Source organism: Salmonella sp. 741265055_HSA (genome assembly GCF_046569525.1).
Taxonomy (GTDB): Bacteria; Pseudomonadota; Gammaproteobacteria; order Enterobacterales; family Enterobacteriaceae; genus Salmonella; species Salmonella enterica.
Genome location: NZ_JBKFSQ010000014.1, coordinates 39,570 through 59,975 on the forward strand (window position 1 = coordinate 39,570; position 20,406 = coordinate 59,975).

The window sequence follows — 20,406 nt, forward strand, 5'->3', positions numbered from 1 at the left end:
TTCTTTTACCTCTTACGCCAGACGCGGGTTAACTTTATCTGCATCGATGTTGAATTTGGTAATCGCATCCGCTACCACTTTCTTGTCGATTTCGCCACGTTTAGCCAGTTCGCCCAGTGCCGCTACCACCACGTAGGAAGCATCAACTTCGAAGTGGTGACGCAGGTTTTCACGGCTGTCAGAGCGGCCAAAGCCGTCGGTACCCAGTACGCGGTAATCATCAGCCGGTACATAAGTACGAACCTGCTCGGCGAACAGTTTCATATAGTCAGTAGATGCCACAGCCGGAGCGTCGTTCATCACCTGAGCGATGTACGGTACGCGCGGGGTTTCCAGCGGGTGCAGCATGTTCCAGCGCTCACAATCCTGACCATCACGCGCCAGTTCGGTGAAGGAGGTTACGCTGTACACGTCAGAACCTACGCCGTAGTCTTTCGCCAGAATCTGTGCCGCTTCACGCACGTGACGCAGGATAGAACCGGAGCCCAGCAGCTGAACTTTACCTTTGCTACCTTCGAGGGTTTCGAGTTTGTAGATACCTTTACGGATACCTTCCTCGGCACCTGCTGGCATTGCCGGCATGTGGTAGTTTTCGTTCAGCGTGGTGATGTAGTAGTAAACGTTCTCTTGTTTCTCACCGTACATACGCTCCAGACCATCATGCATGATGACAGCCACTTCGTAAGCGTAAGCCGGGTCGTAAGAGATACAGTTCGGGATAGTCAGCGACTGAATGTGGCTGTGACCATCTTCGTGCTGCAGACCTTCGCCGTTCAGCGTAGTACGACCGGAAGTCCCGCCGATCAGGAAGCCGCGAGCCTGCTGGTCGCCAGCCTGCCAGCACAGGTCGCCGATACGCTGGAACCCGAACATGGAGTAGTAGATATAGAACGGGATCATCGGCAGATCGTTGGTGCTGTAAGAGGTCGCCGCAGCCAGCCAGGATGCGCCTGCGCCCAGCTCGTTGATCCCTTCCTGCAGAATCTGGCCTTTCTCGTCTTCTTTGTAGTAAGCAACCTGCTCACGGTCCTGCGGGGTGTACTGCTGGCCGTTCGGGCTGTAGATACCAATCTGACGGAACAGACCTTCCATACCGAAAGTACGCGCTTCGTCGGCGATGATCGGTACCAGGCGATCTTTGATCGACTTGTTCTTCAGCATCACGTTCAGGGCACGCACGAAAGCGATCGTAGTGGAAATCTCTTTGCTTTGCTCTTCCAGCAGCGCGCCGAAATCTTCCAGGGTCGGCAGCTCTAACTTCTCGGTGAAGTTCGGCTGACGGCTTGGCAGATAGCCATGCAGCGCCTGACGGCGTTCATGCAGGTATTTGTGTTCTTCAGAACCTTCCGGGAAGGTAATGTACGGCAGTTTTTCGAGATCAGCATCGGCAACCGGCACGTTGAAACGATCGCGGACGTAACGCACGCCGTCCATGTTCATTTTCTTAACCTGGTGAGCGATGTTTTTACCTTCCGCGGTGTCACCCATGCCGTAACCTTTAATGGTATGGGCCAGGATTACGGTCGCTTTGCCTTTGGTTTCCTGCGCTTTTTTCAGTGCAGCATAGACTTTCTTCGGATCGTGACCACCGCGGTTCAGCGCCCAAATCTGCTCATCGGTCCAGTCGGCCACCAGGGCTGCGGTTTCCGGGTATTTACCGAAGAAGTGCTCACGCACGTAAGCGCCGTCTTTGGATTTGAAGGTCTGGTAGTCGCCGTCAACGGTTTCGTTCATCAGCTGGATCAGTTTACCGCTGGTGTCTTTACGCAGCAGCTCATCCCAACGACCGCCCCACATGACTTTGATAACGTTCCAGCCAGCACCTGCAAAGATGCCTTCCAGTTCGTTAACAATCTTGCCGTTACCGGTGACCGGGCCGTCAAGACGCTGCAGGTTACAGTTGATAACAAAGACCAGGTTGTCCAGTTTTTCACGGGTGGCGATGGTGATCGCGCCTTTGGATTCCGGCTCATCCATCTCGCCGTCGCCGAGGAAGGCGTAAACGGTCTGTTTAGAGGTATCTTTCAGGCCGCGGTGTTCCAGATATTTCAGGAATTTCGCCTGGTAGATAGCACCGATTGGGCCCAGACCCATAGAGACGGTCGGGAACTGCCAGAATTCCGGCATCAGTTTCGGGTGCGGATAGGAAGAGAGGCCATTGCCATGCACTTCCTGACGGAAGTTATCCATCTGTTCCTGGGTCAGACGACCTTCCAGGAACGCGCGAGCGTAGATGCCCGGAGAGATGTGGCCCTGGAAGTATACCAGGTCGCCGCCATCCTGTTCGTTGCACGCACGGAAGAAATGGTTGAAACAGACATCATAGATCGTGGCGGAAGACTGGAAGGACGCCATGTGGCCGCCCAACTCAAGGTCTTTTTTAGACGCGCGCAGCACGGTCATGATGGCGTTCCAGCGGATAGCAGAACGAATGCGACGTTCCAGCTCCAGATTGCCCGGGTATTCCGGTTCGTCTTCAACGGCAATAGTGTTGATGTAATTACTGGCCCCTGCGCCTGCCGCGACTTTCACGCCGCCTTTGCGAGCTTCAGAAAGCAGTTGGTCAATCAGATACTGAGCGCGCTCAACACCTTCTTCACGGATGACCGATTCGATCGCCTGTAGCCAGTCGCGAGTTTCGATCGGATCCACGTCATTTGGGAAACGTTCTGACATGGGGGTATTCCTTATCTATCTAATACGTTGAGTTATCTGGAACCTGTCCCATTAAACTTTCGTCAGAAAGCTTAATAAGACAGGTTCTGCGTTTATTGCCTGGCCCATAAGGTGTAATTGTTGCAGCCAGTTTGGTCACGGACAGCGCGGAACAACCGGAACGTACACGTAGTATGTGAGGATTGTGAGCACTGCCCAGGACCAAAATGGCAAATAAAATAGCCTTATGGGCCTGGCATTTAGTTGCCGCGCACATTTTTGCGCTTTATTCACAACATCTTCTGGTTAACGTTCTGCCAGAAAAAACTAATTCTTGCGCTGTTCCAGACGGCGTAAAGCGCGTTCACGACGGCTCTCCTCACGGCTTCTGTCCAACATAATCTCTTCGATAAACGCCAGATGGCGGTGTGACGCTTCACGCGCTTCTTCTGGTTTTCCGGCCATAATGGCTTCAAATATACGGGTGCGATGCGTACTCACCAGCGGCAGCATCTCCCGACGCGCATACAGCAATTCGAAGTTCTGCCGCACGTTTTGCGCCAGCATCGGCTCCATACACCTTAGCAGATGAAGCAATACCACGTTGTGCGCCGCTTCGGTGACGGCGATTTGATACTGGAGCACGGCTTCGGACTCGGCATCCAGATCGCCGGACTCTTGCGCCAGCTCAATGGCGTGGTGCAGCTCACGAATACGGTCTTTATCTTCGTCGGTGCTGCGCAGCGCCGCGTAATAAGCCGCAATGCCTTCCAGCGCATGGCGCGTTTCGAGCAGGTCAAACTGGGATTCAGGGTGATCGGAGAGCAGTTCCACCAGCGGGTCGCTAAAGCTCTGCCACAGGCTGCTCTGCACGAAGGTTCCGCCGCCCTGACGACGAAGCAACAATCCCTTCGCTTCGAGACGTTGAATCGCCTCACGCAAGGAGGGACGGGAGACGTCGAACTGTTTTGCCAGTTCACGTTCCGGTGGGAGTTTTTCTCCGGGACGCAATGTTCCCTCAAGGATTAAAAACTCCAGCTGCTGCTCGATCACATCGGAGAGTTTTGGTTGGCGGATTTTGCTGTAGGCCATGATTTCCTGTCTTAAGCCATTTGCCCGGAGTCAATTGGTCTTACCAATTTCATGTCTGTGACGCTAAAGTAACAAAGTATTCACCTTCTGTCCATACAGGTTTTGATTGAAATCAGTAAAGGAGGCACATTTTAACAATTTTACAGAAATCATGTTTCAAAACTGTAACTATGCACAAATGTTAAATTTACCCATCAGGAGGTAGATTTAACGTATTTGAAACGATAAAAAATCTCATCTGAACCGATTCAACAGCAGATTAAATACACTTTTATGCATAAATAATGAATAAAAACAAATTAACATCTGTAAGGGAAAATAAAAGGAGGTATTTACAAGTGCTTTCTTTTTACGCAACTCGTCATCACCCCTGCACAAAGCAGGTGCATTCGCGGCCACATACCATTATTCTGATCAAGACGAAAGAGTTGAAGTGACATTTAAAAAAACAAATCTGTAAATAAATCAATACAAAAAGCGGAATTGCAAACTTACACACGCACTACTGCATCGTTCAAATAAGCGCGTTATGAATAAACCGCGCCCGATACACGAGGTTTTATGATGGACAGTCAGCAGCACGGCGAGCAGCTCAAGCGCGGCCTGAAAAACCGCCATATTCAGCTTATCGCATTGGGCGGCGCGATAGGGACAGGCTTGTTCCTGGGAAGCGCCTCCGTTATTCAGTCGGCGGGGCCAGGAATTATCCTGGGCTATGCGGTTGCAGGCTTTATTGCCTTTCTGATTATGCGCCAACTGGGGGAGATGGTGGTTGAAGAACCGGTCGCCGGCTCTTTTAGCCACTTCGCCTATAAATACTGGGGCGGCTTTGCCGGATTCGCTTCCGGCTGGAACTACTGGGTGCTGTACGTATTGGTTGCCATGGCGGAACTGACCGCAGTGGGTAAATATATTCAATTCTGGTGGCCGGAAATCCCTACCTGGGCCTCGGCGGCGCTTTTCTTTGTCGTTATCAACGCCATTAACCTGACCAACGTTAAAGTGTTCGGTGAGATGGAGTTTTGGTTCGCCATTATTAAAGTGATCGCCGTCATCGCTATGATTCTGTTCGGCGCGTGGTTACTCTTCAGCGATACCGCTGGTCCGCAAGCCACTGTGCGCAACCTGTGGGAACAGGGCGGCTTTCTGCCGCATGGCTGGACCGGGCTGGTGATGATGATGGCCATTATTATGTTTTCGTTCGGCGGACTGGAGCTGGTCGGGATCACCGCCGCTGAAGCCGATAACCCGGAACAGAGCATCCCCAAAGCTACCAATCAGGTTATCTATCGCATCCTGATTTTTTATATCGGCTCGCTGGCGGTCCTGCTTTCGCTGCTGCCATGGACTCGCGTCACCGCCGATACCAGCCCGTTTGTCCTTATCTTCCATGAACTGGGCGATACGTTTGTCGCCAATGCGCTGAATATCGTGGTTCTCACCGCCGCGCTATCGGTTTATAACAGCTGCGTTTACTGCAACAGCCGTATGCTGTTCGGTCTGGCCCAGCAGGGAAATGCGCCGAAAGCGCTGCTGAACGTCGACAAACGCGGCGTGCCGGTGAGCTCCATTTTGGTTTCCGCCGTCGTGACTGCGTTGTGCGTGCTGCTCAACTACCTGGCCCCAGAGTCCGCATTCGGACTGCTGATGGCGCTGGTGGTCTCCGCGCTGGTCATTAACTGGGCGATGATTAGCCTTGCCCATATGATGTTCCGTCGCGCGAAACAGCAGCAGGGCGTGAAAACCCGCTTCCCGGCCCTGTTTTATCCATTCGGCAACGTTCTCTGCCTGCTGTTTATGGCGGCGGTATTGATCATTATGCTGATGACGCCAGGTATGGCGATCTCCGTGTGGCTGATTCCGGTATGGCTGCTCATCCTGGGCGTAGGCTACCTGTGTAAAGAAAAAACGGCAAAAACGGTGAAAGCCCACTGATCGTGACGTTACTTTTCCGCCCTCCCCGTCCGGGGAGGGTGTTATCTGCCTCACAGTTTCCCACGTATAACCATTTTATCCATATCAGCGGCGTGATCCTGCTACGCAAAAAAAAGCTCGCAGGCGAATAATTACCGCCATCATCTGATGGGGAGAAGTCTCAATGGATAAGGGCAGACTTTCGGTAAGAGAGAAAATCGGGTATGGCATGGGCGACGCCGGATGTAACATTATTTTTGGCGCTATCATGCTGTTTGTTAATTATTTTTATACGGATATTTTTGGTCTTGCCCCGGCGTTAGTCGGTGTTTTACTCCTTTCAGTACGCGTTATCGATGCCGTTACCGATCCGGTGATGGGCGCGCTTGCCGATCGTACCCAAAGTAAATATGGTCGTTTCCGCCCCTGGCTACTGTGGATTGCATTTCCCTACGCGCTGTTCAGCGTGCTGATGTTCACGACGCCGGACTGGGGCTATAACAGCAAAGTTGTCTATGCTTTCGTCACCTATTTTCTGCTTTCCGTGACCTACACCGCCATCAATATTCCCTATTGCTCACTGGGCGGCGTGATCACCAACGATCCAAAAGAGCGCGTGGCCTGTCAGGCTTATCGCTTCGTGTTAGTCGGCATCGCGACGCTGTTGCTATCGTTAACGCTATTGCCGATGGTGGACTGGTTTGGCGGCGGCGACAAAGCCAAAGGCTATCAGTTGGCGATGACCGTGCTGGCGATTATCGGCATGGGTATGTTTCTGTTCTGCTTTGCCAGCGTCCGCGAACGCGTTCGCCCTGCCGTTCCGACGCACGATGATATGAAGAATGATTTCAAAGACGTGTGGAAAAACGATCAGTGGGTACGCATTCTGCTATTGACCTTATGTAACGTCTGCCCGGGGTTTATCCGTATGGCGGCGACCATGTATTACGTCACCTGGGTGATGGGACAAAGCACCCATTTCGCTACGCTTTTTATTAGCCTTGGCGTGGTCGGTATGATGATCGGCAGTATGCTGGCAAAAGTCTTAACCGATCGCTGGTGTAAATTGAAGGTATTTTTCTGGACCAATATCGCGCTGGCGATTTTCTCCTGCGCGTTCTATTTCTTTGATCCGAAAGCTACCGTGATGATAGTGGCGCTCTACTTCCTGCTCAATATTCTGCATCAGATCCCTTCCCCGTTGCACTGGTCGCTGATGGCGGACGTCGATGATTACGGCGAATGGAAAACCGGAAAACGCATTACCGGTATTAGCTTCTCCGGTAATCTGTTCTTCCTGAAACTGGGCCTGGCGATTGCCGGGGCGATGGTCGGCTTTTTGCTCTCCTGGTACGGTTATGACGCCAGCGCCAAAGCGCAAAGCGCCTCGGCGATGAACGGTATTATGCTGTTGTTTACCGTTATCCCCGGCGTTGGCTATCTGATTACCGCAGGCGTGGTACGCCTGCTGAAAGTTGACCGTGAACTGATGAAAAAAATCCAGGACGATTTGGAAAAACGTCGCACTAATTACCGCGAATTGAGTGAGTTGCAGGAGCTCAACGCCGCTGAAAGCGTAAGGAAAGCCTGATGGCAAACTGGCCAAACCCGTTTATTGAACAACGTGCCGATCCGTTTATTTTACGCGACGGCAGCGATTACTACTTTATTGCCTCCGTACCGGAATATGACAGGCTGGAAATCCGCCGGGCTGATTCGCTGGAAGGGTTGCGCGCCGCCGACCCCGTTGTCGTCTGGCGCAAACCGGAAAGCGGCCCGATGAGCCAGCTCATCTGGGCACCGGAAATGCACCGCATCAACGGTAAGTGGTACATCTATTTTGCCGCTACCCATACTCAAGCGCTTGATAAGCTGGGAATGTTCCAGCACCGCATGTTTGCCCTGGAGTGCGCCGATGCCGACCCACTCACCGGCAAGTGGACGGAGAAAGGTCAAATTAAAACACCGTTTGATACCTTCGCCCTCGATGCCACCACTTTTTATCACCAGGGAAAGCAGTGGTATCTGTGGGCGCAAAAAGCGCCGGATATTGCCGGTAACTCAAATATTTATCTGGCTGAACTGGAAAACCCGTGGACGATTAAAGGCGAGCCGGTAAGACTCAGTAAGCCAGAGTACGACTGGGAGTGTCGGGGTTTTTGGGTTAACGAAGGTCCGGCCGTCGTGGTGCATGGCGACAAGCTGTTTATCAGCTATTCGGCCAGCGCCACCGATGAAAACTACTGTATGGGGTTACTGTGGATTAACGTAAACGACGATCCGCACGATCCGGCCAACTGGCATAAATCACCGCGACCGGTCTTTACCACCAGCTATGCAAATCGCCAGTATGGGCCGGGACACAACAGCTTTACGCAAACGCCGGAAGGTGAAGATGTACTGGTGTACCACGCGAGAAATTACACCGAAATTGAAGGCGATCCGTTGTACGATCCCAACCGCCATACGCGTCTGAAACGGGTGCGCTGGGACGAAAACGGGATGCCTGATTTTGGCGTGCCGCCAGCCGATACGATCTAAGCCGTTGCACTGCCCGGTGGAGCTAACGCTTACCGGGCCTACAGATTTTTCCATTGTAGGCAGCATAAGCGTTAGCGCCATCGGCACAACGCTACACTAATGCCCCATAAATGGTGAGCAACGCAATAATCACCACCACCACAAACGAGGCCTTCTTCGCCATCGACACCGCCGCTTTGGGGGTTTCTACTTTGTCAGTATGCGGTTCGCGCGCCAGTGAGAACTGCGCCAGACGTGTGAGCACCTGATATTGCGAAGTATGCAGATCCGCCAGCGAGGCAAACCAGGCCGGCAACGCTTTCTCGCCATGCCCCAGTAATGCATACACTACGCCCGCCAGACGTACCGGAATCCAGTCCAGCACATGAAGAATAGCGTCAATGCCGGATTGCAAACGTTGGTGTGGCGTCTGATAGCGCGCCAGCCAGGTCTGCCAGGCCCGTAAAAACGCATAGCCCACCAGCGTTACCGGCCCCCACGGACCGCCAACGATAAACCAAAATAGCGGTGCGAGGTAAAAACGGAAATTTATCCATAACAACGCATTTTGCAGCTCACGCAAAAATTCACGCTCATTACAATCCGGCGGCACGCCGTGAATCAGCGTAAGCTCGCTGGCCATCGCCTCGCAAGGATGCGGATCGTTACGGGACGCCGCTTTCAGCCAGGCGTGATAATGTACTCGCACTTTACCCGCGCCGATACACAGCACGCCCAGGAGAATCCACACCACCAGCGTCGGCACGTTAAATAGCAGCCCTTTTAACGCCTGGAGCAGTAGAAAAGTCACCACCATCGCGATTGCCGTCATTCCCATCGTGCGCAACATCGAAAAATGCGTAATCCGACGGAATAGCGCCTCCAGCCGATGATCGAGCTGCCAGTGCTCGCCCAGCTTAAACAGGCGCTCGACAATCAGCACCAGTAATGTCGTAAACAGCGTCATGTCATCTCCTTGTGCGACGAAAGGGCTACCAAAGCGCGAAAGCGCGGCCAGTCAAAGGCAGGGCCAGGGTCCGTTTTGCGGTCAGGCGCAATGTTGCAGTGTCCGGTCATATTGTCGGCGATCGCCGGATAGCAAGCGATAAGCGTGCGCGTCACGGCGGCTAGCTGCTGATACTGCGCATCGGTATAAGCCAGCGTATCCGTCCCCTCCAGCTCAATACCAATGGAGAAATCATTACAACGTTCCCGCCCCTGATAGTTTGATACGCCCGCATGCCACGCACGCTTATCAAAAGGCACATACTGGACGATTTCACCGTCGCGACGAATCAGACAATGGGCCGAAACACGAAGATGAGCGATTTCTGCAAAAAAAGGATGGGCGTCTGGATCTATCGTTCCGGTGAATAATGCATCGATCCACGGACCGCCAAACTCGCCGGGGGGCAGGCTAATATTATGCACCACCAGCAAGGACGGTTTTTCGTCATCCGGACGGCAATCATAATGCGGAGAAGGGACGCGTCGCGCCTCTACCAACCAACCCTTATCTGGCAACATGCAGAGTCTCCTTTTGAGTGGTGCTTATAGCTGCTTCAGAGTAGCATGTTTCTACCTTATGATTCGTTAGCAATTTGGAGTTTTATCATGCCGCCTCGCCGTTATAACCCAGACGACCGACGTGACGCGCTACTGGAACGCATTAATCTCGATATCCCTGCCGCCGTTGCTCAGGCGCTGCGTGAAGATTTAGGTGGAGAAGTCGATGCTGGCAACGATATCACCGCGCAACTTTTGCCGGCAGATACGCAAGCCCATGCCACGGTGAGCACTCGTGAAGACGGCGTTTTCTGCGGCAAGCGCTGGGTTGAAGAGGTCTTCATCCAACTGGCGGGCGATGATGTGCGCCTCACCTGGCATGTCGATGACGGCGACGCCATTCACGCCAACCAAACAGTGTTTGAACTGAACGGCCCAGCTCGCGTATTGCTGACTGGCGAGCGCACGGCGCTAAACTTTGTCCAGACCCTTTCCGGCGTCGCCAGTGAAGTACGCCGCTACGTTGGACTGCTGGCTGGCACCCAAACCCAGTTGCTCGACACGCGTAAAACGCTGCCGGGTCTGCGCACCGCACTCAAATATGCAGTTTTATGCGGCGGCGGCGCCAATCATCGTCTGGGCCTCACTGACGCGTTCCTGATTAAAGAAAACCATATTATCGCCTCCGGTTCGGTTCGTCAGGCGGTGGAAAAAGCGTTCTGGCTCCATCCGGACGTGCCGGTAGAAGTCGAGGTCGAAAATCTGGATGAACTGGACGATGCGCTGAAAGCAGGCGCGGATATTATCATGCTGGATAATTTCAACACCGACCAGATGCGCGAGGCGGTGAAACGCGTCAACGGCCAGGCGCGGCTGGAAGTATCCGGCAACGTCACCGCGGAAACCTTACGCGAATTTGCTGAAACCGGGGTGGATTTCATCTCCGTTGGCGCGCTGACCAAGCACGTACGCGCGCTCGATCTCTCCATGCGTTTTTGCTGATCCTCTCCGCCCGATGGCGCTGCGCCGTCGGGTCTATAAATCACCTGTCCGGAGATCCGCGTCGTGATTCGGTAAAATATTCGTAGCGCCTCGCAATAACGTTGCCGTGTCATGTAACGCAGCGAAAATCTTCAGAATCCGCCTTCCCGTTTTACCTTTTGCCGCTCGCCCGCTCTTCCCTCGTTTGCCACAGTAGCGCCAGCTAACTCAAGGAGCGAACAATGGAAAAACAACGCGGTTTCACGCTTATCGAACTGATGGTCGTTATTGGCATCATCGCCATTTTAAGCGCCATTGGCATTCCGGCTTACCAGAACTATCTGCGTAAAGCGGCGCTGACGGATATGTTGCAAACGTTTGTCCCCTATCGTACCGCCGTCGAACTCTGCGCTCTGGAACATGGTGGGACGAGCACATGCGATGCGGGCGTCAACGGTATCCCCTCGCCCGTCATCACCCGTTATGTTTCGGGCATGAGCGTGGAAAAAGGCGTCATCACGCTTACCGGCCAGGAGAGTCTGAGCGGGCTTAGCGTCATCATGACGCCCGCCTGGGACAATGCTAACGGCATTACCGGCTGGACGCGTAACTGCAATATTCAAAGCGACAGCGCGTTACAACAGGCTTGTGAAGATGTCTTCCGTTTTGACGCCAACTAAGGAGACAAGATGAAAGACGCTCAGCTCAACACCTTATGTCAACGTCATCAGGCTGTACTGATCAATAGCGCCAGCAACAGTATCACTGTTGCGGTGGTCGACGCGCCCTCTCATGCGTTACTGGACGCTCTGCATTTCGCCACGCAAAAACAGATTGATATTGTGTGCTGGACTCGCCAGCAAATGGAAAATCATCGGCATAAGCCGGATCAGGCTCCCTCGACAAACGCCGCGAAAGGCGGAGAAACCGCGGCCCAGCTTCTCAATCAGACATTACGCTCGGCGATGGCGAAACGCGCCTCTGATATCCATCTCGAACCAGGCGCCGGCCGCTACCGGATAAGGCTCCGCATCGACGGTGTTCTTCATATTCTGCAGGACATCGCCAAAGAGACGGGGCTTGCGCTGACGGCCAGATTGAAAGTCCTGGGAAATTTGGACATCGCTGAACATCGGCTGCCGCAGGACGGGCAATTTACCGTTGACCTGGCGGGCGACAGCATCTCTTTTCGTATCGCCACGCTTCCCTGTAAGGAGGGCGAAAAAGTCGTCTTACGGTTGTTGCATCAGGTTGAACAAACGCTGGATCTGGACACGCTGGGCATGTACGGGGCACAACTTACCGCTTTTAGACAAGCCCTACAGCAACCTCAGGGGCTGGTACTGGTGACTGGCCCCACCGGTAGCGGAAAAACGGTCACGCTATACAGCGCGCTACAAACCCGGAATACGCCGGGTATCAACCTCTGTAGCGTTGAGGATCCGATAGAAATTCCACTGGATGGGATTAACCAGACGCAGATCCATCCCCGCGCCGGGCTCACCTTTCAAAATGTGCTGCGCGCGCTTTTACGCCAGGATCCTGACATCATCATGGTAGGTGAAATTCGTGACGGCGACACCGCAGAAATCGCCATTAAGGCGGCACAAACGGGCCATCTGGTACTTTCAACGCTCCATACGAACTCCACCAGTGAAACCCTGATACGTTTGCAGCAAATGGGCGTAGCACGCTGGATGATCTCATCGGCGCTTACGCTGGTGGTAGCGCAACGCCTGGTAAGGAAGCTTTGCCCGCACTGCAAACAGCGTCTGAGCGATCCCGTGGTGCTATCGCCCAATCTTTGGCCCAGCGCGCTACCGCGCTGGCAGGCAAGCGGCTGTCAGCATTGCTACCACGGCTTTTATGGCCGAACCGCGTTATTCGAAGTGTTAACCGTTACCCCGGCATTACGTCAGTTAATTGCGAGCGGCGCATCGGCGCAAGCACTGGAAGCCCACCTCCAACAGACCGGTACAGGGACGCTTTTTGAAAATGGCTGTCGCGCCGTTGAGCAAGGCATGACGTCCTTTGAAGAGATACTGCGCGTTCTGGGAATGCCCCATGAGCGTTAAACAACTCTGGCGCTGGCAAGGCGTTAACGATAAAGGTCAACTGGAACAAGACGTTGTATGGGCGGACAATCGTCTGGCGCTGATCATCACCCTGCAACATCAGCGCATTATGCCGCTTCGCATCAAGCGCATGGGCGTTAACGCCGCACTGTGGAAAGAAGAGCAAAGCGCTGAAATTATTCATCAGTTGGCCACGCTCATTCATGCCGGACTAACGCTTTCAGAAGGGCTGGAACTCCTTGCGAAACAGCATCCCCACCGACAATGGCAAGCGCTGTTGCGCACGCTGGCTCACGAGCTTGAACAGGGCGTCCCTTTTTCCAGCGCATTAGTCTCCTGGCCGCAGGTATTTCCGCCGCTCTACCAGACGATGATCCGCACCGGAGAACTGACCGGCAAACTGGCCGAATGCTGCTTTGAACTGGCCCGTCAGCAAAAAGCGCAACGGCAGATTACGGTTAGCGTGAAAAAGGCGCTGCGCTATCCCGCCATTATTCTGACAATGGCCGCCCTGGTCGTTTTCGCCATGCTGCACTTTGTTCTGCCGGAATTTGCCGCCATTTACCGTAGCTTTAATACCCCGCTCCCTCTTCTGACGCGTGGTATTATCGCGATAGCGCAATGGGGGTCGGCATGGGGTTGGCTCATCTTGTTCCTGACGATGCTCGTTGCTATCGCTCACCGCAGGGTAAAACAAAAGCCGTCCTGGCAAGCGCAGCGGCAGCGTCTTCTGCTACGGCTTCCCGTTATGGGTCGCCTGATAAGAGGCCAGAAACTAGCGCAAATATTCACCGTACTGGCATTGACCCAAAGCGCAGGCATTCCTTTTCTTCAGGGACTGGAAAGCGCTATCGATAGTCTCGGCTGCCCTTACTGGTCACAGCGTTTAACGCAGGTGCATCAGGAGATCGCCGCGGGCAATCCGGTCTGGTTGGCGCTAAAAAATACCCAGGAATTTAGTCCGCTATGCCTGCAACTGGTCAGAACGGGCGAAGCGTCCGGTTCACTCGATATCATGCTGCATAACCTTGCCCGTCACCACAGTGAAACTACGCTGGCGCTGGCCGATAATCTGGCGTCGCTGTTGGAACCGGCGTTATTGATCATCACCGGCTTAATTATCGGTACGCTGGTGGTGGCGATGTATTTGCCGATTTTTCATCTGGGAGACGCGATGAGCGGGATGGGATAAGGCTGGCGCACATTTACGCCAGCCAGAATATTAGAGGCTATTGAAAATGCGGTTTTCTTGTTCCTGCACCCGAATAAAGGTGGTGCGTTTGGTCAGCTCTTTCAGGCGAGACGCGCCGACATAGGTGCAGGCTGAGCGTAGACCGCCCAGGATATCGCGGGCGGTATTGCCCACCGGCCCACGCAGCGGCAATTTAACCGTTTTACCTTCTGCCGCGCGGTATTTCGCGACGCCGCCGACATGACGGTTCATCGCGGATTCCGAACTCATGCCGTAGAACAGCATAAATTTCTCGCCGTTCTCTTCTACCACGCTGCCGCCGCTCTCTTCGTGACCCGCCAGCATACCGCCCAACATAACGAAATCCGCGCCGCCGCCAAAGGCTTTTGCTACGTCGCCTGGCATGGTGCAGCCGCCATCGCTGACGATCATGCCGCCCAGGCCATGCGCCGCGTCAGCACATTCGATAACCGCCGACAGTTGCGGATAACCGACGCCGGTTTTTACACGCGTCGTGCATACGGAACCGGGACCAATTCCCACTTTCACGATATCGGCGCCGGAGAGGATAAGCTCTTCGCACATCTCGCCCGTTACCACATTGCCTGCGCAGATTGTTTTTGTCGGCCATGCTTCACGCGCTTTCGCGACGAACTGCACAAAATGTTCTGAATAGCCATTGGCCACATCAATACAGACAAAGTTCAGCGCAGGATTCAGCGCCAGAATCTGCACGGTCTTTTCGAAATCAGCATCAGAGGTCCCGGTGGAAACCATCACATGCTTGAGAACATCAGCCGAAGCCGTGTTGATAAAAGCTGCCCACTCTTCAACGGTATAATGTTTATGTACAGCAGTCAGAATATCAAACCCGGCCAATGCTTGCGCCATTTCAAACGTCCCGACGGTATCCATATTGGCCGCGATAATCGGTACGCCAGACCAGGTCTGACCTGAGTGTTTAAAGGTGAATTGACGTTCCAGTTCAACATCGGAACGGCTTTTGAGGGTAGAACGCTTAGGACGGATAAGAACGTCTTTGAAACCTAACTTCAGATCTTCTTCAATACGCATGTGCGGATTCCTGGGGTTAATGGCGAAAAATCGAAACTCACAACTCCAGTGACGTTATCATACGCACTAATCATGGCCGTACAAGACTGCGAAATTCTCTTTTTTTACGTTACAATCCCATAAATTTACCTGGCGAATAGTAGGTTAATGCTCAGAGCGTATCGTCTTTGTATATTTAAAATTTAACCTTTTGATTGGCAAACTAAAATTCCGGAAGCTGGAGATATGAGGTATACCGTAGCCTTAACCGGCGGTATTGGCAGCGGTAAAAGTACCGTCGCTGATGCCTTCGCTGACCTCGGAATAACCGTCATCGACGCGGATATTATCGCGCGCCAGATGGTTGAGCCAGGGCAGCCCGCCCTGAACGCAATAGCGGAACATTTTGGTTCTGAACTTATCGCCGCCGACGGCACGTTACGTCGCCGGGCGCTGCGTGAGCGTATTTTTTCGCATCCGGAAGAAAAAGCCTGGCTTAACGCTCTGCTTCATCCCTTAATTCAGCAGGAAACCCAACGACAGTTTCAACAGGCTACGTCGCCCTATGTGTTATGGGTTGTGCCTCTGCTGGTTGAAAACAGGCTGTATCAAAAAGCCAACCGCGTACTGGTGGTTGACGTGACGCCCGAAACGCAGCTTATGCGCACAATGCAGCGTGATGATGTTACGCGCGAGCATGTTGAACACATTCTCGCTGCGCAGGCGACGCGTGAAGCGCGCCTTGCCGTGGCGAACGATGTTATTGATAATAACGGCGCACCGGATGCTATCGCATCAGATGTGGCCCGCCTGCACGCCAGTTATCTTAAGCTCGCGTCGCAGTTTGTCTCACAGGAAAAACCGTAATGCACACCCAGGTCCTATTTGAACACCCTCTCAATGAGAAGATGCGTACGTGGCTGCGCATAGAGTTTTTGATCCAACAGCTCTCCATCAACCTGCCAATTGCAGACCATGCTGGCGCACTGCATTTTTTCCGTAACATCAGCGATCTACTGGATGTGTTCGAACGGGGCGAAGTCCGTACCGAACTGCTGAAAGAACTGGAGCGCCAGCAGCGTAAATTACAGGCCTGGGTTGAGGTTCCCGGCGTCGATCAAGACCGTATTGAAGCCCTGCGCCAGCAGTTAAAATCCGCGGGCAGCGTGCTGATCTCCGCCCCGAGGATTGGCCAGCAGCTACGTGAAGATCGCTTGATTGCCCTTGTGCGTCAACGCCTAAGTATTCCTGGCGGCTGTTGCAGTTTCGATTTACCCACTCTGCATATCTGGTTGCACCTACAACAGGCGCAGCGCGACGCCCAGATTGAAAGCTGGCTTGCCAGCCTGAATCCCCTCACCCAGGCGCTGACTTTGGTACTTGATCTGATCCGAAATTCAGCGCCTTTCCGTAAGCAAACCAGCCTGAACGGTTTTTATCAGGATAACGGGGACGACGCCGATTTGCTGCGTCTTATGCTGACGCTCGATTCACAACTTTATCCGCAAATTTCCGGCCATAAGAGCCGTTTTGCCATTCGCTTTATGCCGCTGGATAGTGAAAATGGTCTGGTGCCGGAGCGTCTTGATTTTGAACTGGCCTGTTGCTAAGGAGTAAAAATGTCTGACGTGACCGTCGTAAACTGTCCGACCTGCGGTAAACCGGTCGTCTGGGGGGAAATTAGCCCCTTCCGCCCATTTTGTTCTAAACGCTGTCAGTTAATTGATTTGGGCGAATGGGCCGCCGAAGAGAAACGAATCGCCAGCAGCGGCGACCAGTCTGATAGCGACGACTGGAGCGAAGAGCGCTAACGGTGATAGCTCTGTTGAGACGGCAATATCGCCTTATGACAAAAATAATCAATAAATACGCGTAGTTTTGGCGCCATATGCGCGCGGCCGGGATAATACCAATCAACCGGCGAGATTAGGCTATAACAGAAACGTAGCCGCCACTGCGCCAGAAAACCCTGGCGCGTTATCACTGACCCTAAGCCCGCAAGAGCTGGCGGCAATTGAGGCGGTTTTTCCTCACGACGCCGCGGCCGGCCCCCGCTACTGGCCGGAAATTATGTCGACATTAAATCGCTAATAAGATCGATGGGGATCGTGTTGCGATCCCCCACTAAGGCGCAAATTGGCGTAATTTACGAATAATCGGTTCATTGGCCGGCGGAAAATCGTCCGTATTCAACGCGTTCTGCGCGATCCACCGTCCCGGCTGTCCTTCTTTCCCCCACGGTTCGCCCTCCCAGCGTTCAACCAGCCAAAACCACAGCGTAATGTGTCGGTCCGGGAATTGATATTCCAGAGTGTCGAATAATGTCACCTGTGTTGGCGTAATCCCCACCTCTTCCTGTAGCTCCCGGATCAACGCCTGCTCTGGTGTTTCGTCGGCTTCAATTTTTCCGCCGGGAAATTCCAGTTTGTTCGCCATATGCGCATCCGCGGCGCGTCGGGTAATAAAAATTTCGTCGTTCGGGTTGCGGATAATCCCAACCGCGATTTGCAGTTTTTTCATCTTGTTGCATCCATAAAAAAAGCGCAGTCGCCTGCGCCTTTTTATCTGTGTTCAATGTCAGGCCGAATAAGCGTAGCGCCCTTCGGCAATAATGCCAGCACCGACCTGATGGCAACACATTATGTCTTATCAGGCCGGTAAGTTTATCGCATTAGCTCAGGCGACCGTGACACTGTTTGTATTTCTTACCGGAACCACAAGGGCAAGGATCGTTACGTCCAATCTTACGTTCGCCTGTCTGGGCGGCCAGATCGGCAGCCACGGCGGCATCGTCATCCTGATGGCTTAGCTGCTGCATCTGCGCCAGGCGCTCCGCCTCTTCGCGACGCTGCATTTCCATCGCTTCGACCTCTTCCGGCATACGTACCTGGACTTTGCTCAGGGTACTGATCACTTCATATTTCAGCGATTCCAGCATCGCGGCGAACATAGCGAAGGATTCGCGCTTGTATTCCTGCTTCGGATCTTTTTGCGCATAGCCGCGCAGATGAATACCCTGACGCAGGTAATCCATCGCCGCCAGGTGCTCTTTCCACAGGGAATCGAGCGTTTGCAGCATCACGCCTTTTTCGAAATGACGCATCATTTCAGCGCCAACCACCTCTTCTTTACGCTGATACACCTCGATGGACTGCGCCAGGATGCGCTCACGCAGCGTCTCCTCATGCAGCTCCGGCTCTTTATCCAGCCATTCGGCAATCGGCAGCTCCAGGTCGAAGTCGTTTTTCAGGCGTTCCTGCAAACCCGGGATGTCCCACATCTCTTCCAGCGACTGCGGCGGAATGTAGGCGTCGATAGTCGCCTTAAAGACATCTTCGCGAATGCTGTTAATGGTGTCGCTCACGTCGGACACATCCAGCAGTTCGTTACGCTGGGTATAAATTGCACGGCGCTGATCGTTCGCCACATCATCATATTCCAGCAGTTGCTTACGAATATCGAAGTTACGGCTTTCTACTTTACGCTGCGCGTTAGCGATAGCTTTCGTCACCCACGGGTGCTCAATCGCTTCGCCCGGCTTCATCCCCAGTTTACGCATCATACCGGAGACACGATCGGAGGCGAAAATACGCATCAGCGCATCTTCCATCGACAGGTAGAAACGGGAAGAACCCGGATCGCCCTGGCGACCGGAACGGCCACGTAACTGGTTGTCGATACGGCGGGATTCATGGCGCTCGGTGCCAATAATATGCAGACCGCCGGCAGCCAGAACCGCGTCATGGCGTACCTGCCAGTCCGCTTTAATCTGCGCAATCTGTTCTTCCGTCGGCGCTTCCAGCGCGGCGACTTCCGCCTGCCAGCTACCGCCCAGCATAATATCGGTACCACGACCCGCCATGTTGGTAGCGATAGTGACCGCCGCTGGATAACCAGCCTGCGCAACGATGCCTGCTTCGTTGGCGTGGAATTTTGCGTTCAGTACGTTATGTTTGATGCCCGCTTTGGTCAGCTCTCTGGAGACCACTTCAGATTTCTCGATAGAAATCGTCCCGACCAGCACTGGCTGACCGTTCGCGGTACGCTCTTTAATATCTTCGATAATGGCCTGGATTTTTTCCGCTTCGGTCATGTAGACCAGATCCGGCAAATCTTTACGGATCATCGGACGGTTGGTCGGAACAACGACGGTATCCAGCTTATAGATAGAGCTAAATTCGAAGGCTTCAGTATCCGCCGTACCGGTCATACCGGCCAGCTTTTCATACAGACGGAAGTAGTTCTGGAAGGTGATAGACGCCAGCGTCTGGTTTTCATTCTGAATTTCAACGCCTTCTTTGGCTTCTACCGCCTGGTGCAGACCGTCAGACCAGCGACGCCCCTGCATGGTACGACCGGTATGTTCATCAACAATGATGACTTCGCCGTCTTTCACAATGTAATCCACGTCACGGGTAAACAGCGCGTGCGCGCGCAGCGCGGCGGTGACGTGATGCATCAGCATAATATTGCCAGGCGAGTAGAGCGACTCGCCTTCATCCATAATGCCTTCTTGCACCAGTAGCTCTTCAATCAGCACCAGACCGCGTTCGGTCAGGTTAACCTGGCGCGCTTTCTCATCAACGGAGAAGTGGCCTTCGCCCTGGAAAGTGTCAGAATCTTCTTTCTCCTGACGAATCAGGTGCGGAATGATTTTGTTCACTTTTTTGTACATTTCCGAGCTATCTTCCGCCGGACCGGAAATAATCAGCGGCGTACGCGCTTCATCGATCAGGATGGAGTCGACTTCATCCACCAGCGCATAATGCAGTTTACGCTGTACGCGCTCTTCCGGGCTGAACGCCATGTTGTCGCGCAGGTAGTCAAAACCGTATTCGTTGTTAGTGCCGTAAGTAATATCGGCATTGTAGGCTTCACGCTTGGCTGGCGCAGGCAGGCCAGACATGTTGATACCCACGGTCATGCCGAGGAATTCAAACAGCGGGCGGTTGTTTTCGGCGTCACGCTGCGCCAGATAGTCGTTCACGGTTACCACATGAACGCCTTTGCCGGACAGCGCGTTCAGGTAGGCTGGCAGCGTTGCAGTCAGCGTTTTACCTTCACCAGTACGCATTTCGGCGATACAGCGATCGTTGAGCACCATACCCCCCAATAGCTGAACGTCGAAGTGACGCATCCCAAAGACGCGTTTACTGGCTTCACGCACCACCGCGAACGCTTCCGGAATCAGGCTCTCTACGCCTTCACCTTTTTCAATACGGGCGCGAAATTCGTTGGTTTTCGCTTTCAGTTCGTCATCGGAGAGTTTTTCCATCTCCGGTTCCATCGCATTAATAAGGCTGACGGCCTTACGCATACGACGTAGCGTACGATCGTTACGGCTACCGAATACTTTGGTTAATAATTTGATTAGCATAATAAAGTCTCAAATGCCCCGCGCCGCGGAGCTACAAATAA

General features: G+C 53.5%; 17 protein-coding genes and 2 pseudogenes. 11 read left to right on the forward strand and 8 right to left on the reverse strand.

Annotated elements, in window-relative coordinates:
- Positions 1-12: 12 nt before the first annotated feature.
- The gene (gene aceE / locus ACLD4K_RS10030; protein WP_411011785.1) at positions 13-2,676 is read right to left on the reverse strand and encodes a pyruvate dehydrogenase (acetyl-transferring), homodimeric type; all 2,664 of its coding nucleotides are present in this window, start codon (positions 2,674-2,676) and stop codon (positions 13-15) included.
- A gap of 306 nt (positions 2,677-2,982) precedes the next feature.
- A complete protein-coding gene (pdhR, locus tag ACLD4K_RS10035; protein WP_000331771.1) occupies positions 2,983-3,747 on the reverse strand; it encodes a pyruvate dehydrogenase complex transcriptional repressor PdhR in 765 nt (254 codons plus the stop codon).
- A 561-nt stretch (positions 3,748-4,308) separates the two neighbouring features.
- On the opposite strand from pdhR, the gene aroP reads away from it, so the two are divergent.
- The 3 genes from aroP to ACLD4K_RS10050 all read left to right on the forward strand — a co-directional run bounded on the left by aroP (position 4,309) and on the right by ACLD4K_RS10050 (position 8,202).
- Entirely contained in the window at positions 4,309-5,682 is a 1,374-nt protein-coding gene (aroP, locus tag ACLD4K_RS10040; protein WP_411011786.1) for an aromatic amino acid transporter AroP, read from the forward strand.
- A gap of 163 nt (positions 5,683-5,845) precedes the next feature.
- The gene (locus ACLD4K_RS10045; RefSeq protein WP_000357540.1) at positions 5,846-7,252 is read left to right on the forward strand and encodes a glycoside-pentoside-hexuronide (GPH):cation symporter; all 1,407 of its coding nucleotides are present in this window, start codon (positions 5,846-5,848) and stop codon (positions 7,250-7,252) included.
- Positions 7,252-8,202, forward strand: a complete 951-nt coding sequence (locus tag ACLD4K_RS10050; RefSeq protein WP_411011787.1) for a family 43 glycosylhydrolase — start codon at positions 7,252-7,254, stop codon at positions 8,200-8,202. The genes ACLD4K_RS10045 and ACLD4K_RS10050 overlap by 1 nt, the downstream gene beginning before the upstream one ends.
- 91 nt (positions 8,203-8,293) lie before the next feature.
- Here the strand turns inward: ACLD4K_RS10050 and ampE are convergent, their stop codons facing one another.
- A complete protein-coding gene (gene ampE, locus ACLD4K_RS10055) occupies positions 8,294-9,148 on the reverse strand; it encodes a beta-lactamase regulator AmpE (RefSeq protein WP_000172039.1) in 855 nt (284 codons plus the stop codon).
- Positions 9,145-9,708, reverse strand: coding sequence for a 1,6-anhydro-N-acetylmuramyl-L-alanine amidase AmpD (gene ampD, locus ACLD4K_RS10060; RefSeq protein ID WP_000936326.1), 564 nt, complete (start codon positions 9,706-9,708; stop codon positions 9,145-9,147). The genes ampE and ampD overlap by 4 nt, the downstream gene beginning before the upstream one ends.
- Positions 9,709-9,795: 87 nt before the next feature.
- Between ampD and nadC the strand changes: the two genes are divergently transcribed.
- From nadC to hofC, 4 genes are all read left to right on the forward strand, one after another.
- A complete protein-coding gene (gene nadC / locus ACLD4K_RS10065) occupies positions 9,796-10,689 on the forward strand; it encodes a carboxylating nicotinate-nucleotide diphosphorylase (protein ID WP_411011788.1) in 894 nt (297 codons plus the stop codon).
- Positions 10,690-10,910: 221 nt separating this feature from the next.
- Positions 10,911-11,348, forward strand: a complete 438-nt coding sequence (gene ppdD / locus ACLD4K_RS10070) for a prepilin peptidase-dependent pilin (protein ID WP_000414989.1) — start codon at positions 10,911-10,913, stop codon at positions 11,346-11,348.
- Between the two features lie 9 nt (positions 11,349-11,357).
- On the forward strand, positions 11,358-12,743 hold the full coding sequence (gspE, locus tag ACLD4K_RS10075) for a type II secretion system protein GspE (RefSeq protein ID WP_411011789.1): 1,386 nt from the start codon (positions 11,358-11,360) through the stop codon (positions 12,741-12,743).
- Positions 12,733-13,935 carry a protein transport protein HofC gene (gene hofC / locus ACLD4K_RS10080; protein ID WP_000114087.1) on the forward strand — a complete coding sequence of 401 codons (1,203 nt, stop codon included), beginning with the start codon at positions 12,733-12,735 and terminating at the stop codon, positions 13,933-13,935. The genes gspE and hofC overlap by 11 nt, the downstream gene beginning before the upstream one ends.
- A gap of 30 nt (positions 13,936-13,965) precedes the next feature.
- Here the strand turns inward: hofC and ACLD4K_RS10085 are convergent, their stop codons facing one another.
- Positions 13,966-15,009 carry a GMP reductase gene (locus ACLD4K_RS10085; RefSeq protein WP_001217365.1) on the reverse strand — a complete coding sequence of 348 codons (1,044 nt, stop codon included), beginning with the start codon at positions 15,007-15,009 and terminating at the stop codon, positions 13,966-13,968.
- A gap of 225 nt (positions 15,010-15,234) precedes the next feature.
- On the opposite strand from ACLD4K_RS10085, the gene coaE reads away from it, so the two are divergent.
- From coaE to yacG, 3 genes are read left to right on the forward strand one after another with little or no spacing between them, the layout of a single operon-like run.
- Positions 15,235-15,855 (forward strand): dephospho-CoA kinase, encoded by a 621-nt coding sequence (gene coaE, locus ACLD4K_RS10090; protein ID WP_079981128.1) that lies wholly within the window; start codon positions 15,235-15,237, stop codon positions 15,853-15,855.
- Positions 15,855-16,598: a cell division protein ZapD gene (gene zapD / locus ACLD4K_RS10095; protein WP_000557441.1), complete on the forward strand. Its 744-nt coding sequence runs from the start codon at positions 15,855-15,857 to the stop codon at positions 16,596-16,598. The genes coaE and zapD overlap by 1 nt, the downstream gene beginning before the upstream one ends.
- 9 nt (positions 16,599-16,607) lie before the next feature.
- Positions 16,608-16,799 carry a DNA gyrase inhibitor YacG gene (yacG, locus tag ACLD4K_RS10100; protein ID WP_001286419.1) on the forward strand — a complete coding sequence of 64 codons (192 nt, stop codon included), beginning with the start codon at positions 16,608-16,610 and terminating at the stop codon, positions 16,797-16,799.
- Here the strand turns inward: yacG and ACLD4K_RS10105 are convergent.
- Positions 16,796-16,897: pseudogene (locus ACLD4K_RS10105) on the reverse strand (LysR family transcriptional regulator); the annotation flags it as partial. The gene yacG and the pseudogene ACLD4K_RS10105 sit on opposite strands and share 4 nt — an antisense overlap.
- A 41-nt stretch (positions 16,898-16,938) precedes the next feature.
- Here ACLD4K_RS10105 and ACLD4K_RS10110 point away from each other — a divergent pair.
- Positions 16,939-17,079, forward strand: a pseudogene (locus ACLD4K_RS10110) (aldo/keto reductase); the annotation flags it as partial.
- A 33-nt stretch (positions 17,080-17,112) separates the two neighbouring features.
- On the opposite strand, the gene mutT reads toward ACLD4K_RS10110, so the two are convergent.
- Both mutT and secA read right to left on the reverse strand, forming a co-directional pair.
- A complete protein-coding gene (gene mutT, locus ACLD4K_RS10115) occupies positions 17,113-17,508 on the reverse strand; it encodes an 8-oxo-dGTP diphosphatase MutT (protein WP_000736058.1) in 396 nt (131 codons plus the stop codon).
- Between the two features lie 151 nt (positions 17,509-17,659).
- Positions 17,660-20,365 (reverse strand): preprotein translocase subunit SecA, encoded by a 2,706-nt coding sequence (secA, locus tag ACLD4K_RS10120; RefSeq protein WP_411011790.1) that lies wholly within the window; start codon positions 20,363-20,365, stop codon positions 17,660-17,662.
- Between the last annotated feature and the right edge of the window lie 41 nt (positions 20,366-20,406).

What these genes read in the sequence shown, in the direction of transcription:
- aceE (WP_411011785.1), bottom strand. Translation starts at nt 2,676, where the DNA reads ATGTCAGAACGTTTCCCAAATGACGTGGATCCGATCGAAACTCGCGAC.
- pdhR (WP_000331771.1), bottom strand. Translation starts at nt 3,747, where the DNA reads ATGGCCTACAGCAAAATCCGCCAACCAAAACTCTCCGATGTGATCGAG.
- aroP (WP_411011786.1), top strand. Translation starts at nt 4,309, where the DNA reads ATGATGGACAGTCAGCAGCACGGCGAGCAGCTCAAGCGCGGCCTGAAA.
- ACLD4K_RS10045 (WP_000357540.1), top strand. Translation starts at nt 5,846, where the DNA reads ATGGATAAGGGCAGACTTTCGGTAAGAGAGAAAATCGGGTATGGCATG.
- ACLD4K_RS10050 (WP_411011787.1), top strand. Translation starts at nt 7,252, where the DNA reads ATGGCAAACTGGCCAAACCCGTTTATTGAACAACGTGCCGATCCGTTT.
- ampE (WP_000172039.1), bottom strand. Translation starts at nt 9,148, where the DNA reads ATGACGCTGTTTACGACATTACTGGTGCTGATTGTCGAGCGCCTGTTT.
- ampD (WP_000936326.1), bottom strand. Translation starts at nt 9,708, where the DNA reads ATGTTGCCAGATAAGGGTTGGTTGGTAGAGGCGCGACGCGTCCCTTCT.
- nadC (WP_411011788.1), top strand. Translation starts at nt 9,796, where the DNA reads ATGCCGCCTCGCCGTTATAACCCAGACGACCGACGTGACGCGCTACTG.
- ppdD (WP_000414989.1), top strand. Translation starts at nt 10,911, where the DNA reads ATGGAAAAACAACGCGGTTTCACGCTTATCGAACTGATGGTCGTTATT.
- gspE (WP_411011789.1), top strand. Translation starts at nt 11,358, where the DNA reads ATGAAAGACGCTCAGCTCAACACCTTATGTCAACGTCATCAGGCTGTA.
- hofC (WP_000114087.1), top strand. Translation starts at nt 12,733, where the DNA reads ATGAGCGTTAAACAACTCTGGCGCTGGCAAGGCGTTAACGATAAAGGT.
- ACLD4K_RS10085 (WP_001217365.1), bottom strand. Translation starts at nt 15,009, where the DNA reads ATGCGTATTGAAGAAGATCTGAAGTTAGGTTTCAAAGACGTTCTTATC.
- coaE (WP_079981128.1), top strand. Translation starts at nt 15,235, where the DNA reads ATGAGGTATACCGTAGCCTTAACCGGCGGTATTGGCAGCGGTAAAAGT.
- zapD (WP_000557441.1), top strand. Translation starts at nt 15,855, where the DNA reads ATGCACACCCAGGTCCTATTTGAACACCCTCTCAATGAGAAGATGCGT.
- yacG (WP_001286419.1), top strand. Translation starts at nt 16,608, where the DNA reads ATGTCTGACGTGACCGTCGTAAACTGTCCGACCTGCGGTAAACCGGTC.
- mutT (WP_000736058.1), bottom strand. Translation starts at nt 17,508, where the DNA reads ATGAAAAAACTGCAAATCGCGGTTGGGATTATCCGCAACCCGAACGAC.
- secA (WP_411011790.1), bottom strand. Translation starts at nt 20,365, where the DNA reads ATGCTAATCAAATTATTAACCAAAGTATTCGGTAGCCGTAACGATCGT.